This is a genomic window from Streptomyces sp. NPDC053427 (genome assembly GCF_044544985.1).
In the GTDB taxonomy this organism is placed as follows: domain Bacteria; phylum Actinomycetota; class Actinomycetes; order Streptomycetales; family Streptomycetaceae; genus Streptomyces.
In genome coordinates, this window is sequence record NZ_JBITYA010000003.1 from 6,563 (window position 1) to 23,230 (window position 16,668).

The window sequence follows — 16,668 nt, forward strand, 5'->3', positions numbered from 1 at the left end:
ATGAGCACGTCCACCAACCAGTACGTCGAGGCACTGCGGTCGTCCCTGAAGGAGAACGAGCGGCTGCGCAGGCAGAACGAGCAGCTGGTGTCGGCGGCGTCGGAGCCCATCGCGGTCGTCGGCATCGGCTGCCGCTTCCCCGGCGGCGTCGCCTCGCCCGAGGACCTCTGGGATCTCGTCGCGCAGGGCCGGGACGTCATCGGGCCCTTCCCCCAGGACCGCGGCTGGGACCTCGAGCGCCTCGCCGGGGGTGGCGAGGGCGGCAGCCTCGCCCAGGTCGGCGGCTTCGTCGACGACGCCGCCGGCTTCGACCCGGGCTTCTTCGGCATCTCGCCGCGCGAGGCCGTCGCCATGGACCCGCAGCAGCGCATCCTGTTGGAGATCACCTGGGAGGCGCTGGAGCGCGCCGGCATCGACCCCGCCGACCTGCGGGGCAGCCAGGCCGGTGTGTTCGTCGGCACCACCGGCCAGGACTACGGCGAGGTCATCAAGGCGTCCGACGAGGACGCCGAGGTGTACGCGACCACCGGGCACGCCGCCAGCGTCATCTCCGGACGCCTCTCGTACACGCTGGGCGCCGAGGGCCCGGCCGTCACCGTCGACACCGGCTGCTCCTCGTCCCTGGTCGCCCTGCACTGGGCCGCCCAGGCGCTGCGCGGCGGCGAATGCTCGCTCGCCCTGGCCGGCGGCGCGTCCGTCATGGCGACGCCCGGCCCGTTCGTCTCCTTCACCTCGCAGAACGGCCTCGCCGCCGACGGCCGCTGCAAGCCGTTCTCCGACGCCGCCGACGGCACCGGCTGGGCCGAGGGCGCGGGCATCTTCGTCCTGATGCGGCTGTCCGACGCGCAGCGCGAAGGCCGCACCATCCTCGCCGTGCTGCGCGGCTCCGCCATCAACCAGGACGGCGCCTCCAACGGCCTCACCGCCCCCAACGGCCCCTCCCAGCAGCGTGTCATCCGCGCCGCGCTCGACAGCGCCCACCTGACGGCCACCGACGTCGACGCCGTCGAGGCGCACGGTACGGGCACCACCCTCGGCGACCCGATCGAGGCGCAGGCCCTGCTCGCCACGTACGGACAGGGCCGCGAACGGCCGCTGTGGCTGGGCTCGGTGAAGTCCAACATCGGCCATGCGCAGGCCGCGTCGGGCGCCGCGGGCGTCATCAAGATGGTCATGGCGCTCCAGCACGGCCTGCTGCCGCGCAGCCTGCACGCCGCCGAACCGTCCCGCAACGTCGACTGGACCGCGGGCTCCGTGGCACTCCTCGACGAAGCCGTCGACTGGCCCGAGACCGGGCGCGCCCGCCGCGCCGGTGTCTCCTCCTTCGGCATCAGCGGCACCAACGCCCACGTCATCCTCGAACAGGCCCCCGCCGCACCGGAGCCGACCACCGACAAGGGCGCCGCCCGCCCCGCCGTCGAGCCCGCCCTCGTACCGTGGACGCTCTCCGCCCGCACCGCCGCCGCCCTCGACGCGCAGCGCGCACGGTTCGCCGCGTTCCTCGCGGGCGCCCCCGAGGCCGGGCCGCTCGACATCGGCTACTCGCTCGCCGCGGGCCGCTCCGCGTTCGAGCACCGCGCCGTCCTGCTCTCCGACGGCACCGACCCGGCCGCCGCCGGCGAGGTTGCCCACGGCGTGGCCGGCGAAGGACTGTGCGCCGTGCTGTTCTCCGGCCAGGGCTCCCAGCGCCCCGGCATGGGCCGCGAACTGGCCGCCCGCTTCCCGGTGTTCGCCGACACCTTCGACGAGATCGCCGGTCTGCTCGACGCGGCCGGCGACCGGCCGCTGCGCGAGGTCGTATGGGGCTCCGACGCCGCACTGCTCGGCGAGACCGGATGGACCCAGCCCGCCCTCTTCGCCGTCGAGGTCGCCCTCTACCGCCTCATCGCCTCCCTCGGCGTCACCCCCGACTTCGTCGGCGGCCACTCCATCGGCGAGATCGCCGCCGCGCACGTCGCCGGTGTCCTCTCCCTGGAGGACGCCTGCCGCCTGGTCGCCGCGCGGGCCGGCCTCATGCAGGCGCTGCCCCGCGGCGGCGCCATGATCGCGATCCGCGCCACCGAGGACGAGGTCGCACCCCACCTCACCGACCGCGTGTCGATCGCCGCCGTCAACGGTCCGACGTCCGTGGTGATCTCCGGCGAAGAGGCCGCGACCCTCGCCGTCGCCGCCCACTTCGCGGCACAGGGCCGCAAGACGACACGACTGCAGGTCAGCCACGCCTTCCATTCGCCGCTCATGGACCCGATGCTGGCGGAGTTCCGCGCCGTCGCGCAGCGCCTCACCTATCACGAGCCGCGCATCCCCGTCGTCTCCAACCTGACCGGCACGATCGCCGCCGCCGACGACCTGTGCTCCGCCGACTACTGGGTCCGCCACGTCCGCGACGCGGTCCGCTTCGCCGACGGAGTCACCACCCTCACCGGCCGCGGCGTCACCACCCTCCTCGAACTGGGCCCCGACGGCGTCCTGTCCGCCATGGCCCAGGAGTCGCTGCCCGACGGCGACTTCGCCGCCGTCCCGCTGCTGCGCAAGGACCGCCCCGAGGAGCAGTCGGCCCTCACCGCCCTCGCCGGGATCCACGTCCGCGGCACCACCGTGCGCTGGTCGCGCCTGTTCGACGGCACCGGAGCCCGCCGCGTCGACCTGCCGACGTACCCGTTCCAGAACCAGCGCTTCTGGCCGGCCGCCGGCCGCTCCACCCAGGACATGCGGGCCGCCGGACTCGGCTCCGCCGAGCACCCGCTGCTCGGCGCGGCCGTCGAACTCGCCGACGGCGAAGGCGTCCTGTTCACCAGCCGCCTCTCCGTCCAGTCCCACCCCTGGCTCGCCGACCACGGCGTGCAGGGCCGCGCACTGCTGCCCGGCACCGCCTTCGTCGAACTGGCCGTCCGGGCCGGCGACGAGGTCGACTGCGACCGCATCGAAGAACTCACCCTCGCCGCACCGCTGGTGCTGCCCGAGCGCGGCGGCGTCCAGCTTCAGGTCCGCGTCGGCACCGCCGACCCCGCGGGCCGCCGCCCGCTGGGCATCTACTCCCGCCTGGAGGACGGCTTCGACCTGCCGTGGTCGCGGCACGCCACCGGCGTCCTCACCGCCGGCGGCGGCGCCCCCGACCCCGACTTCGACGCCACCGTCTGGCCACCCGCCGGCGCCGAACGGATCGACCTCGACGGCTGCTACGAGCGCCTCGCCGGCCTCGGCTTCGCCTACGGACCCGTCTTCCAGGGCCTGCGGGCCGCCTGGCGGAGCGGCACCGAGGTGTACGCCGAGGTCGCGCTGCCCGATCACGCGGGTACCGACGCCGCAGGCTTCGGCCTGCACCCCGCGCTCCTCGACGCCGCCCAGCACGCCGCCGCCTACACCGACCTCGGCGCGCTCAGCCGCGGCGGCCTGCCGTTCGCCTGGGAAGGTGTCTGCCTCGCCGCGTCCGGCGCCACCACCGTCCGCGCCAGGATCGCCCCCGCAGGCGACGACACCGTGTCCATCGCCGTCTACGACACGGCGGGCGGCACCATCCTGTCCGTGGACTCCCTGGTGTCCCGCGCCGTCCCCACCGACGCACCCGGCGACGGCGCCGCCGTGCACCGCGACTCCCTCTTCCGCACCGAGTGGACCACGCTCCGCAACCGGCCCACCCACCTGCCGGCCTCCGTCGCCGTCATCGGCCCCGACCCGTCCGCCGTCGCCGACGCGCTGCGCACCACGGGCATCCGGACCACCGCCCACCCCGACCTCCCCACCCTGGCCGCCACCGAAGGACCGCTCCCCGACCTGGTCCTCTCCACCGCGTCCGCCGCCCCCGGCACCCCGGTCACCGACGCCACCCGCGCCCTGACCGCCGCCGCCCTCGACCTGACCCAGCAGTGGCTCACCGACGACCGCTTCGCCGACGCCCGCCTGGTCTTCGTCACCCACGGCGCCACCGACGGCGACGACCTCGCCGCCGCGGCCGTCCACGGCCTGATCCGCACCGCCCGCACCGAGAACCCCGGCCGCCTCGCCCTCCTCGACCTCGACCGGGACCCCGCCCGCACCGCGCCCGAAGCCATGGCGGCCGCCCTGGCCGCCGCGTACGACGAACCCGACCTCGTCGTACGCGGCACCGACGTCCGCACCGCCCGCCTGGTCCGCGTGCCGGTGCCCGCCGAGCCCCGCGACTGGAACCCGGACGGCACCGTCCTGATCACCGGCGGCACCGGCGGACTCGGCGGCGTCCTGGCCCGCCACCTCGTCACCGCACACGGCGCCCGGCACCTGCTCCTCGCCAGCCGCCGCGGCCTCGCCGCCGACGGCGCACCGGACCTGGTCGAGGAACTGACCGGGCTCGGCGCCTCCGTACAGGTCGCGCCCTGCGACGTCGGCGACCGCGCCGCGCTCGCCGGCCTGCTGGACACCGTCCCCGACACCCACCCGCTGACCGCCGTCGTGCACACCGCGGGCGTCGTCGATGACGGCGTCGTCGGCTCGCTCACCCCGCGGCGCCTCGACACCGTCCTGCGGCCCAAAGCCGACGCCGCCTGGCACCTGCACGACCTCACCCGCCACCTCGACCTCGACGCGTTCGTCGTCTTCTCGTCCGTCGCCGCCACACTCGGCAGCCCCGGGCAGGCCAACTACGCCGCGGGCAACGCCTTCCTGGACGCCCTCGCCCTCCACCGCCACGCCGCGGGCCTGCCCGCCGTCTCCCTGGCCTGGGGCCCCTGGACGCAGAGCGTCGGCATGACGAAGACCCTCACCGACATCGACGTCGAGCGGATCGCCCGCTCCGGCATGCCGCCCCTGACGGTGGAAGCGGGCACCGCCCTGTTCGACGCCGGTCTCGCCTCCGGCCTCCCCGCCGTCGCCGCGGTCCGCCTCGACCTCCCCGTCCTGCGCACCCAGGGCGATATCGCGCCGCTGCTGCGCGGCCTGATCCGCACCCCCGCGCGGCGCGCCGCCGCCCCGGTGTCGCAAGCCGCCGACGGCCTGGCCCAGCGCCTGGCCCCCCTCGACGCCGCCGGGCGCCGCGAGATCCTGCTCGACCTGGTCCGCGCCCAGATCGCCCAGGTGCTCGGCCACGCGGACGCCGCCGAGGTCGAGGCGGGCCGCCAGTTCCAGGACCTCGGCTTCGACTCGCTGACCGCCGTCGAACTGCGCAACGGCCTCAACTCCGTGACCGGCCTGCGCCTGCCCGCCACCATGGTCTTCGACTACCCGACACCGAGCGCGCTCGCCGACCACCTGCGCGACGAACTCCTCGGCGCCGCCGCCGACACCCCGGCGGCCACCCCCCTGCCGGCCCTGCCACCCACCGCCGACGACCCGATCGTCATCGTCGGCATGGCCTGCCGCTACCCGGGCGACGTCACCTCGCCCGAGGACCTGTGGCGCCTGGTCAGCGAAGGCGCCGACGCCACCGGCCCCTTCCCGGCCAACCGCGGCTGGGACCTGGAGAACCTCTACGACCCCGACCCCGACCAACCCGGCCGCACCCACGTCCGCGCCGGCGGATTCCTGCACGACGCCGGCTCCTTCGACCCCGACTTCTTCGGCATGAGCCCGCGCGAGGCCATGGCCACCGACGCGCAGCAGCGCCTGCTGCTCGAACTGTCCTGGGAAGCGGCCGAACGCGCGGGCATCGACCCCGTCTCCCTCCGCGGCAGCCGTACCGGCGTCTTCGCCGGCATCATGTACAACGACTACGGCACCACGCTCACCGGCGACGAGTACGAGGCGTTCCGCGGCAACGGCAGCGCGCCCAGCGTCGCCTCGGGCCGCGTCTCCTACACGCTCGGCCTCGAAGGCCCCGCCGTCACCGTCGACACCGCCTGCTCCTCCTCCCTGGTCGGCATGCACCTCGCCGCCCAGGCCCTGCGGGCCGGTGAATGCTCCCTGGCGTTCGCCGGCGGCGTCACCGTGATGTCGACGCCGAGCACCTTCGTGGAGTTCTCGCGGCAGCGCGGCCTCGCCCCCGACGGACGCTCGAAGGCGTTCGCCGAGGCCGCGGACGGCGTCGCCTGGTCCGAGGGCGTCGGCATGCTCCTCCTGGAGCGCCGCTCCGACGCGCTCCGCAACGGCCACGAGATCCTCGCCGTGCTGCGCGGCTCGGCCGTCAACCAGGACGGTGCGTCGAACGGCCTGACGGCCCCGAACGGCCCGTCGCAGCAGCGCGTCATTCGCCAGGCCCTGGCCAGCGGCGGTCTGTCGGCGGACGACGTGGACGCGGTGGAGGCGCACGGCACGGGGACGACCCTGGGCGACCCGATCGAGGCGCAGGCCCTCCTCGCCACCTACGGCCGCGACCGCGACCCGCAACGGCCACTGTGGCTGGGTTCGGTGAAGTCCAACATCGGCCACACCCAGGCCGCGGCCGGCGTCGCCGGCGTCATCAAGATGGTGATGGCGATGCGGCACGGCATGCTTCCGCAGACCCTGCACGTCGACGCCCCCTCGTCACACGTCGACTGGAGCGCGGGCGCCGTCGAACTCCTCACCGAACACACCGCCTGGCCCGATAGCACCGGCGTCCGCCGCGCCGGCGTCTCCTCCTTCGGCATCAGCGGCACCAACGCCCACGTCATCATCGAACAGCCGCCGATCACGGCCACCGGCACCGCGGTCGACCCCGCGCACGGCCCCGTCGAAGAACTCCCGGCCGCCCCCTGGCCGCTGTCCGGCAAGTCGCCGAAGGCCCTGCGCGACCAGGCCGCACGCCTCCTCGCCCACGTCGAGGCCCACCCCGCGCTGCGGCCCGTCGACATCAGCTACTCGCTCGTCACGGCCCGCTCGGCCTTCGACCACCGTGCCGTCGTCCTCGGCGCCGACCGGGACGACGCCCTGCGCGCCCTCGCCGCGCTCGCCGCGGGCGAGGACGACGCCGACCTGCTGACGGGCACCGTCGGCTCCGGCCGCACCGCCTTCCTCTTCTCCGGCCAGGGCTCCCAGCGCCTCGGCATGGGCCGCGTCCTCTACGAGCGCATCCCGGCGTTCGCCGCCGCCCTGGACACCGTCCTCACCGGCCTCGACGCCGAACTGGGCCACTCCCTGCGGGACGTCATCTGGGGCGACGACGCCGAACTCGTCGACCGCACGGGCTTCACCCAGCCCGCCCTGTTCGCCGTCGAGGTCGCCCTGTTCCACCTCGTCGCATCGTGGGGCGTCACGCCGGACTTCGTCGCCGGGCACTCCATAGGGGAGATCGCCGCCGCGCACGTCGCGGGTGTCCTGTCCCTCGCCGACGCCTGCCGCCTGGTCGTCGCCCGCGCCGTCCTCATGCAGTCGCTGCCCGAGGGCGGCGCGATGATCGCCGTCCAGGCCACCGAGGACGAGATCCTCCCGCACCTCACCGACGACGTGTCGCTCGCCGCGATCAACGGCCCGGCATCCGTCGTCCTCTCCGGCGCCGAGGACACGGCGCTCGCCCTCGCCGCGCACTTCACCGAACAGGGCCGCCGCACGAGCCGGCTACGCGTCAGCCACGCCTTCCACTCGCCGCTGATGACGCCGATGCTCGACGACTTCCGCACGGTGGTCGAGGGGCTGTCGTTCGCCGAGCCGAGCATCCCCGTCGTATCGAATCTGACGGGTGATCTGGCGTCGGCCGACGAGCTGTGCTCCGCCGACTACTGGGTCCGCCACGTCCGCGACACCGTCCGCTTCGCCGACGGCATCCGCACACTCGGCGAGCGCGGCGTCACCACCTTCCTCGAGCTGGGCCCCGACGGCGTTCTGTCCGCCATGGCGCAGGAGTCCACGCCCGAAGGCGCCGGCACCGTGCCGCTCCTGCGCAAGGACCGCCCGGAGGAGCAGGCCGTCATCACGGCCCTGTGCCAACTCCACGTCCGCGGCGTCGACGCCGACTGGTCGACCGCCTTCGACGGCACCGGCGCGACCCACGTCGACCTGCCGACCTACGCCTTCCAGCACCGCTGGTTCTGGCCCGCCGCCCGCACCGCCGAGACCCGCGACATGCGCGCCGCCGGACTCGGCGCCGCCGAACACCCCCTGCTCGGCGCCGCCGTGGAACTCCCCGAAGGGGAGGGCGCCCTGTTCACCGGACGGCTCTCCGCCCAGTCCCACCCGTGGCTCGCCGACCATCGCGTCCACGGCACCGTCCTCCTGCCGGGCACCGCCCTCCTCGAACTGGCGATCCGCGCGGGCGACGAGGTTGGCTGCGGCCACGTCGAAGAACTGACCCTCGCCGCACCGCTCACCCTGCCCCAGGACGGCGCCGTCCGGATTCAGGTCCGCGTCGGTGTCGCCGACGACAGCGGCCGCCGCACCGTCACCGTCCACGCCCGCCCCGACAGCACCGACACCCGCACCTGGACGCTCCACGCCACCGGCGTGCTCTCCGACGAGGCCCCGGCAGCCCCCGCGTTCGACGCCACCGTCTGGCCGCCCACCGGCGCCCAGTCTCTGGATGTCGTCGGCTGCTACGAGCGCTTCGCCGAGGGCGGTTTCGGCTACGGGCCGGTGTTCCAGGGTCTGAAGGCCGCTTGGCGTGACGGTGAGGTCTTGTATGCGGAGGTCGCTCTGCCGGAGACCGCAGCGGACGACGCTGCCGCCTTCGGTCTGCATCCGGCGCTTCTCGATGCGGCCCTGCACGCCGCGCTGCTCGCCCGCGACGGCGAGGACGGCTCCGGTGGACTGCCGTTCTCGTGGGAGGGTGTCTCCCTGTTCGCGTCGGGTGCTTCGGCGCTGCGGGTGCGGCTGTCCCCGGCCGGGGACGACGGAGGCTCCGTCGCGATTGCCGTGGCCGACACCGCCGGGCGGGCCGTCGCCTCCATCGACACGCTCGTGGCGCGGCCCGTCCTCGCCGAGCAGCTCAACGGGGCCGCCCACCTCTCGCACGACGCCCTCTTCCACCTCGACTGGGTCCCGGTCACCCTGCCGACCACGGCGGACGCCACACCGCCGGCGCTCCTCGGCGCGGACACCGCGCTCCTCGCCGACGCACTCGCCGGCACCGGTGCCACCCGCCACCACGACCTCGCCACCCTCGCCGCATCCGACACGGCGGTGCCCGGAACCGTCCTCGTCCCGTTCGGCGCCCCACACGACGCCGACGCCGACTCCGACACGTGCTCCGGCATCGACACCGACTCCGACGCCGACACTGGCGTCGATAGTGCGGCGTCCGCCCATAGCCTCACCTGCGAGGCTCTGTCCGTCCTACAGCAGTGGCTTGCCGAGGACCGACTGGCCGACTCCCGCCTGGTGTTCGTCACCCGCGGCGCTGTCGCCTACGGCGACGAACCGGCCACCGATCCCGCCGCCGCGGCCATCTGGGGCCTCGTGCGCTCGGCGCAGACGGAGAACCCGGGAGTCTTCGGCCTCATCGACCTCGACGGAACCGACGCCTCCGGCGCCGCCCTCGCTGCGGCACTCGGCTCCGACGAACCTCAGCTCCTCCTGCGTGAGGGGCGGCTGCATGCTGCCCGATTGGCCCGTCCCCGTCCGACGTCGTCCGGCGAGGGTGCTGGCGAACCGGTCGAGTGGAGCGGAGAGGGCACGGTTCTCATCACCGGTGGGACCGGGGGGCTGGGTGCGCAGTTTGCCAGGCATCTGGTCAGCCGGTACGGCGTCCGTAATCTGCTGCTTGTCAGTCGGCGTGGTTTTGAGGCGCCTGGCGCGACTGAACTGGTTGCGGAGCTCACTGCGCGTGGTGCCGAGGTGGTGGTGCGGGCCGGTGATGTCGCTGACCGGGACACGGTGGGGGCCCTTCTCGCGGGTATTTCGGAGGCGCGTCCGCTGTCAGCGGTGGTGCATACGGCGGGTGTTCTCGATGACGGTGTGGTGGGTTCGCTGACGGTTGAGCGGTTGGCTTCGGTGTTGCGTCCGAAGGTGGATGCGGCGTGGCACTTGCATGAGGCGACGCGCGGTCTGGATCTCGATGTGTTTGTGGTGTTCTCGTCGGTGGCGGGTGTGTTGGGTGGTGCCGGTCAGGCGAACTATGCGGCAGCGAACGCCTTCCTGGACGCCCTGATGGCGCGGCGCCGGGCCGATGGTCTTCCCGGTCTGTCTCTGGCGTGGGGCCCCTGGGACCAGGGTGTGGGGATGACTGCGGGGCTCGATGTGCGTGAGGTGCGTCGGGCTGCGGAGTCGGGGATGCCGTTGCTGGCGGTGGAGGAGGGGCTTGCGCTCTTCGATGCTGCTCTTGCCACGGGCGGTGCGGCGCTGGTGCCGGTCCGCCTCGACCTCCCCGTCCTGCGCAACCTGAACCCCGTACCCGCCGTATTCCGCGGCCTCATCCGCACGCCGCTGCGCCGCACCGCGGGCGCGCCGTCCGCCGCAACCGACGCCGGACTCCTGGAGCGGCTCGGCCGCCTCGACCGAACCCAGCGCCACGAGGCACTTCTCGACCTCGTCCGCGCCTGTGCCGCGCTCGTCCTCGGCCATGCGAGCGGTGCCGACATCGACGCCGAACGCGCCTTCCGCGACCTCGGCTTCGACTCGCTGACCGCCGTCGAGCTGCGCAACCGCCTCAACTCCGCGACCGGACTGCGCCTTTCGGCGACGATGGTCTTCGACCACCCGACACTGAACGCGCTCGCCGATCACCTGGTCACCGCACTGTTCGGCGCCGAGACCGAGACCCGCGTACCACTCCAGTCCCTCCCGTCCATGGATGACGACCCGATCGTCGTCGTGGGGATGGCGTGCCGCTATCCGGGTGGTGTGGCCTCGCCGGAGGATTTGTGGCGTCTGGTCAGTGAGGGGGGCGATGCGATCTCCGGTTTCCCGGCGGACCGTGGTTGGGACCTGGACAACCTCTACGACCCGGACCCGGAGCATTTCGGGACCTCGTACTCGCGCTTCGGTGGATTCCTTGAGGGTGCGGGGGAGTTTGATCCGGGGTTCTTCGGGATGAGTCCGCGGGAGGCGTTGGCGACGGACTCCCAGCAGCGGTTGTTGCTGGAGTCGTCGTGGGAGGCGGTGGAGCGGGCGGGGATCGATCCGCTGTCGTTGCGGGAGAGCCGGACCGGTGTGTTCGCCGGTGTCATGTACAACGACTACGGGAGCATCCTGGGCGGTAGGGAGTTCGAGGGTTTCCAGGGTCAGGGCAGCGCCGGCAGCGTCGCCTCCGGACGTATCTCGTACACCTTTGGCTTCGAAGGCCCGGCGGTCACCGTCGACACCGCCTGCTCCTCCTCCCTCGTCGCCCTGCACTGGGCGATGCAGGCACTCCGCTCGGGCGAGTGCTCCCTGGCCCTGGCCGGCGGGGTGACCGTGATGTCGACGCCGAGCACGTTCGTCGAGTTCTCGCGGCAGCGTGGCCTGGCCCCCGATGGACGCTCGAAGGCGTTCTCCGAGTCCGCTGATGGGGTGGGCTGGTCCGAGGGCATCGGCATGCTCCTGCTGGAGCGGCAGTCGGATGCGGTCCGTAACGGTCACCAGATCCTGGCTGTGGTCCGTGGCTCGGCAGTCAACCAGGACGGTGCGTCGAATGGCCTGACAGCCCCGAACGGTCCGTCGCAGCAGCGCGTCATTCGCCAGGCTCTGGCGAGTGGTGGTCTGTCGGTCGGTGATGTCGATGTGGTGGAGGCGCACGGTACGGGGACGACGTTGGGTGACCCGATCGAGGCGCAGGCCCTCATCGCCACATACGGCAGCGACCGTGCCCCCGAACGGCCCCTGCTGCTGGGTTCTCTCAAGTCGAACATCGGTCATACGCAGGCTGCCGCGGGTGTGGCGGGCGTCATCAAGATGGTGATGGCGATGCGGCACGGGGTGTTGCCGCGGACCCTGCACGTCACCGAGCCTTCCTCGCACGTGGACTGGTCCGCGGGCGCCGTGGAGCTGCTGACGGACCGGATGGCCTGGCCGGAGACGGGTCGGGTGCGTCGTGCCGGTGTGTCGTCTTTCGGTATCAGCGGAACGAACGCGCACGTCATCCTGGAACAGCCAACAGCCATGCGTGAAAGGGATATTGAGGCGGTTGCCTCCGAGCCCGGTGTGGTGCCGTGGGTGCTGTCCGGTAAGTCGCCGGAGGCGCTGCGCGACCAGGCCGCAAGGCTCCTCGCCCACCTCCCGGAACACCCGGAGCTGCGCCCGATCGACGTCGCCCACTCGCTCGCCACGACCCGCTCGGCCTTCGACCACCGCGCCGTCGTCCTCGCTGCCAACCCCGCCGACACCGTCCGTACGCTGACCGCCCTGGCCACTGGCCAGCCGGACACTGCGGCCGTAACGGGCCGGACCCGCACCGGCCGCCGAGCCGTCGTCTTCTCGGGTCAGGGTGCGCAGCGGTTGGGGATGGGGCGTGGGTTGTATGGCCGGTTCCCTGTGTTTGCGGAGGCGTTGGATGGCGTACTGGCTCTGCTTGAGGGTGAGTTGGGTGGGTCGCTGCGTGAGGTGATGTGGGGTGAGGATGCCGGGTTGTTGGGGGAGACCGGGTGGACTCAGCCTGCGTTGTTTGCGGTGGAGGTGGCGCTGTTCCGGTTGGTGGAGAGCTGGGGTGTGCGGCCGGACTTTGTGGCGGGGCATTCGATCGGTGAGGTTGCGGCCGCGCATGTGGCCGGGGTGTTGTCTCTTGAGGATGCGTGCCGTTTGGTCGCTGCGCGTGGGCGTTTGATGCAGGCGCTTCCGGCCGGTGGGGCGATGGTCGCGGTGGAGGCGACCGAGGGCGAGGTCATCCCGCTGCTGACGGATGGTGTGTCGATTGCGGCGGTCAATGGGCCGGGCTCTGTGGTGGTGTCGGGTGCGGAGGCTGCCGTGGTGGCTGTGGCGGATCGGTTGGCCGAGCAGGGTCGTCGTACCACCAGGCTGCGGGTTTCGCATGCGTTCCATTCGCCGTTGATGGATCCGATGCTGGATGAGTTCCGTGTGGTGGTCGAGGGACTGTCGTTCTCCGAGCCGAGCATCCCTGTCGTATCGAATCTGACGGGTGATGTGGCTTCCGCCGAGGAGCTGTGTTCGGCCGGGTACTGGGTGCGGCATGTCCGTGAGGCCGTCCGCTTCGCCGATGGCATCCAGACCCTCGAAAGGGAAGGCGTCACGACGTTCCTCGAACTCGGCCCCGACGGCGTCCTGTCCGCCATGGCGCAGCAGTCCCTCACCGAGGGTGCGGCCACGGTGCCGTTCCTGCGGAAGGACCGGGACGAGGAGACGTCGGCGCTCACCGCGCTGGCTCATCTGCATGTGGCGGGAGTTCGTATCGATTGGTCGGTGTTCTTCGCCGGTGCCGGCGCTGCCCGTGTGGATCTGCCGACGTACGCGTTCCAGCGCGTCACCTACTGGCCTTCCGGGGCGCAGATCGCCGCCGCGAGCGGCGGTGCGGTCGGGCTCACTGCCGCCGGGCACCCGCTGCTCGACGGATCGGTCGAACTCGCCGAGGGCGAAGGGGTGTTGTTCACCGGGCGTCTGTCGCTGCGGTCCCACCCGTGGCTGGCCGATCACACGGTCCTGGGCACCGTGCTGCTGCCGGGCACGGCGCTGTTGGAGTTGGCCTTCCGCGCCGGTGACGAGGTGGGGTGTGATCGTGTCGAAGAACTGACGCTTGCCGCGCCGCTGGTCGTGCCCGAGCGCGGCGCGTTGCAGACACAGGTGCGGGTGGGTGTCGCCGACGACAGCGGCCGCCGCACCGTCACCGTCCACGCCCGCCCCGACAATGCCACCGACGCCTCCTGGACCCAGCACGCCACCGGCATCCTGACCGCCGACGAGGCCCCGGCAGCCCCCGCGTTCGATGCCACCGTCTGGCCGCCCACCGGCGCCCAGGCTCTGGATGTCGCCGGCTGCTACGAGCGCTTCGCGGAGAGCGGCTTCGGCTACGGGCCCGTGTTCCAGGGCCTGAAGGCCGCTTGGCGTGACGGCGAGGTCCTGTACGCGGAGGTCGCTCTGCCGGAGACCGCAGCGGACGACGCTGCCGCCTTCGGTCTGCATCCGGCTCTTCTCGATGCGGCCTTGCACACCGCGCTGCTCGCCCGCGACGGCGAGGGCGGCTCCGGTGGACTGCCGTTCTCCTGGGAGGGTGTCTCCCTGTTCGCGTCGGGTGCTTCGGCGCTGCGGGTGCGGCTGTCCCCGGCCGGGGACGACGGAGGCTCCGTCGCGATTGCCGTGGCCGACACCGCCGGGCGGGCCGTCGCCTCCATCGACACGCTCGTGGCGCGGCCCGTCCTCGCCGAGCAGCTCAATGGAGCCGCGCACCTGTCCCACGACGCGCTGTTCCACCTCGACTGGGTACCCGTCGCCGAGGGGCCGCGGGACCAGGACATGCCCACCGCCGTCGCCTTCGTGGGCGCGGACACGGCCGGCCTCGCCGACGACCTGGCCGCGGCCGGCATCGCCACGTCGACCTACCCCGACCTGGCCGCCCTCGCGGCCGATGACGCCGGGATCCCGGACACGGTGCTCGTCACGGTGGACGGCAGCGGCGCAGGGTCCGCGGCCGACTCCGCGCACGCCCTGAGCGCCGCCGCCCTCGCCCTGATCCAGGAATGGATGGGGGAGGTGCGGTTCGGCGGGGCACGGCTCGTCCTCGCGACGCGCGGTGCCGTCGCTGCCGGTGGTACCGACATCACGGACGTCGCCGCCGCAGCGGTCTGGGGCCTGGTGCGCTCCGCGCAGTCGGAGAGCCCGGACACGTTCGTCCTTGTCGACCGGGGTCCCGCCGCGACGGCTCAGGGCGCGACGGCTCAGGGCGCGTCGGCCGATAGCAGGTCCGCCGACGACAGGTACACAGATGACAGGTCCGCCGCAGCCGAACGCGGTCGGGTGCTGGGCCGGGCGCTGCGCAGCGGTGAACAGCAGCTGGCGCTGCGCGACGGCACCCTTCTCGCCTGCCGGCTGGCTCGCCACGATGCGGCCGCCGCGCTCGTTCCGCCGGCCGCCCCGGCCTGGCGGCTCGACAGCACGGCCAAGGGCAGCCTCGACGGCCTGGCCCTCACCCCGTACCCGGAGGCCCTGGAACCCCTCAGCGGCCATGACGTCCGTATCGAGATCCGCGCCGCCGGGCTCAACTTCCGCGATGTCCTGAAGGCCCTCGACATGTACCCCGGTGACGCGGGCCGGTTCGGCCACGAGGCCGCCGGTGTCGTCGTCGAGGTCGGCCCAGAGGTCACGGGGCTCGCCCCCGGCGACCGGGTCATGGGGATGGTGTCGGGCAGCTTCGGCTCGCTCGCCGTGGACGACGCACGCCGCCTCACCCTCCTGCCGGACGACTGGTCCTGGGAGACCGCTGCCGCACTGCCGCTGGTGTTCCTCACCGCGTACCACGCGCTCAAGGACCTCGGCGCCTTGCACGCCGGGGAGAAGGTCCTCGTGCACGCGGGTGCCGGCGGTGTCGGCATGGCGGCCGTGCAGATCGCCCATCACTTCGGCGCGGAGGTGTTCGCCACCGCGAGCGAGGGCAAGTGGGACGTGCTGCGCTCCCTCGGCGTCGCCGACGACCACATCGCCTCCTCCCGGACGCTGGACTTCGAGGCCGCGTTCGCGGCCGTCGCCGGCGACGGCGGACTGGACATGGTCCTCAACTCGCTGGCCGGTGAGTTCGTCGATGCCTCGATGCGGCTGCTCGGCGACGACGGACGGTTCCTGGAGATGGGCAAGACCGACATCCGCGACGCCGACGGCGTCCCGGACGGCATCCGCTACCAGTCCTTCGACCTCGCCTGGGTGGAGCCGGACGCCATCGGCGCCATGCTGGCCGCGCTGATGGACCTCTTCCGGGCCGGTAACCTCCAGCCGCTGCCGGTCCGCACCTGGGACGTCCGGCACGCCAAGGATGCCTTCCGCTTCATGAGCATGGCCAAGCACACCGGCAAGATCGTGCTCACCCTGCCCCGCACCTGGTCCTCGACCGGCACGGTGCTGGTGACGGGTGGTACGGGTGGATTGGGCGGTGTGGTGGCGCGTCATCTGGTGGTGGCGCGTGGGGTGCGGCGTTTGGTGTTGACGAGTCGTTCCGGCCCGGCGGCTCCGGGTGTTGCCGAGTTGGTGGCGGATCTGGAGTCGCTGGGTGCTGTGGTGTCGGTGGCCGCGTGTGATGTCGCCGATCGTGCCGCGGTGGCCGGTGTGGTGGCCGGGATTCCGGACGAGCATCCGTTGTGCGCGGTGGTGCATGCGGCGGGTGTGCTGGACGACGGTGTGGTCGGCTCGCTCACCCCTGAGCGGTTGGCTTCCGTGCTGCGTCCGAAGGTGGACGGTGCGTGGAATCTGCATGAGGCGACGCGCGGCCGGGACCTGGACGCGTTTGTGGTGTTCTCGTCGGTGGCGGGTGTGTGGGGTGGTGCGGGGCAGGCCAACTATGCGGCGGGTAACGCGTTCTTGGACGCATTGGCCGTTTACCGTCAGGGCTTGGGGCTGCCCGGTGTCTCTCTTGCGTGGGGTGCTTGGGAGCAGGGTGTGGGGATGACTGCGGGGCTCGATGCGCGTGAGGTGCGTCGGGCTACGGAGTCGGGTATGCCGTTGCTGGCGGTGGAGGAGGGGCTTGCGCTCTTCGATGCTGCTCTTGCCACGGGCGGTGCGGCGCTGGTGCCGGTCCGCCTCGACCTCCCCGTCCTGCGCAACCTGAACCCCGTACCGCCCTTGCTGCAAGGTCTTGTCCGCGCCCCAGCACGCCGCGCCGTCGCAGCCAGGGCAGGCACCGACGCCGACCTGGCCGAGAAGCTCGGCCGACTCGAGCGCACCGAGCGACACCAGGCCCTGCTCGCCCTGGTCCGCGAACAGGCCGCCCTGGTCCTC

Annotated in this window: 1 protein-coding gene (running past one end of the window); it reads left to right on the top strand. The window is 72.8% G+C overall.

Annotated features, from left to right (window positions below; genetic code table 11):
• Positions 1 to 16,668: the 5' portion of an SDR family NAD(P)-dependent oxidoreductase gene (locus tag ACIGWZ_RS08130; protein ID WP_400062050.1), read on the top strand. The gene runs 16,314 nt beyond the window's last position; only the first 16,668 of its 32,982 coding nucleotides appear in the window; its start codon is at positions 1 to 3; the stop codon falls past the right edge of the window.